The organism is Leucobacter sp. M11, from assembly GCF_035726885.1.
Taxonomy (GTDB): Bacteria; Actinomycetota; Actinomycetes; order Actinomycetales; family Microbacteriaceae; genus JAPFRB01.
In genome coordinates this window covers 39,133-40,434 of record NZ_JAPFRB010000003.1, presented here as the reverse complement: position 1 = coordinate 40,434, position 1,302 = coordinate 39,133, and the positions used below count along the sequence as shown (strand labels likewise).

Here is a 1,302-nt window from a genome sequence, read left to right as displayed (position 1 = left end):
TTTTCGCGATCACCACCTCGCTCACCGGGTCGATGAAGAGGTACTGGCCGTGCACGCCGATGCCGCTGAAGCTGCCGTGCGTATCGCCGAGCGTCCACCAGAGATTCGAGTACCCGAAGGCATCGGACGCGGTCGGCCCGAGCGCGCCCGGTTGCAGGAAGGGCACGTCGTTGCCCGCGCTCCGCTCCACCCAGTCCCGGGGGACGATCTGCTGCCCGTTCAGCTCGCCGCCGCGGCTCATGAGCAGGCCGACCCGGGCGAGGTCGCGCGCGGAGAGGTTCAGCGAACCGCCGCCGAGCGAGGTGCCCGGCTGCTTTCGCGTCTGGAAGTAATAGCCGTCCTGCTCCGCCCCGATTCGGCTCCACAGGTGCTCGCTCGCGTAGTCGTTGAGCGGGGTGCCCGTCGCGCCCTCCAGCGCCCAGCCGAGCACCTGGGTGTCGAGCGTCGAGTAGTTGAACTGCTGCCCGGGCGGGGTCGCCCGAGGCGCGCCCGCGATGAGCGACCTGATGTCGCCGCCCGAGGTCACCGCCTCCTCGAATCGATTGATCAGCGCATCGGGGTCCGTCCAGTCCTCCGGGCCGCCGACCCCCGTGGTCATCGTCAGCAGCTGCTCCAGCGTGACGGGCGCGTAGGCGCTCCCCGCGAGCTCGGGGACGAGCTCGGCCACGGTCTGGTCCAGGCTCTCGATCTCGCCGCGGTCCAGCGCGATCCCCACGAGCATGCTCGTGACGGATTTGGTGATGCTGAACAGCTGAAAGCGGCTGTTCTCCTTCGCGAAGACGCCGGGGTAGGCCTCCGCAACGATTTCGCCGCGGTGCAGCACGACGAAGGAGGTGCTGTTCGTGTTCGCGTGCAGGTCATCCAGGGAGCGCGTCTCGCCGTCGAACTTGTAGGTCAGGCTCGGCACGGTGGCCGGGTCGGCCGTCGGCAGCGGGAAGACGGGCCCGGCGCGGGTGACGGGCACCGTGGGCATGATCGTGCTCATGTGCGTGAAGGTCCACTCGTTGGCGGGCCGGGTCATCCCGATCTTGCCCTGGTAGTGCCAGAGGAGGCCGCCGCCGACGGCGAGAATGCCCGCCGTGGCGCTGAGCCCGATGAGGAATCCGCGACGGCTGCGTCGCTGTCGTTTCGGCATGGCGTTCCTCGTTCCTCGGGTGGCTCCCCATTGTCACCACTGGTGACAATGTACCCCAGCGCGGGCCAGAGCGCCAGGGGGATCCGGCCCGAACACGACAGCGCCGCCGCCCGGTCGAAACCGGGCGGCGGCGCTGGGCGTGCGGGGGACTAGCCCCGACCGTTGGG

At 69.7% G+C, this 1,302-nt stretch carries 1 protein-coding gene; it reads right to left on the bottom strand.

The window, feature by feature from the left end; all coding sequences use genetic code 11:
- The coding region (locus OOT08_RS08365) for a serine hydrolase domain-containing protein (RefSeq protein WP_325092174.1) at nt 1–1,135 on the bottom strand (1,135 nt) is incomplete at its 3' end.
- Between the last annotated feature and the right edge of the window lie 167 nt (nt 1,136–1,302).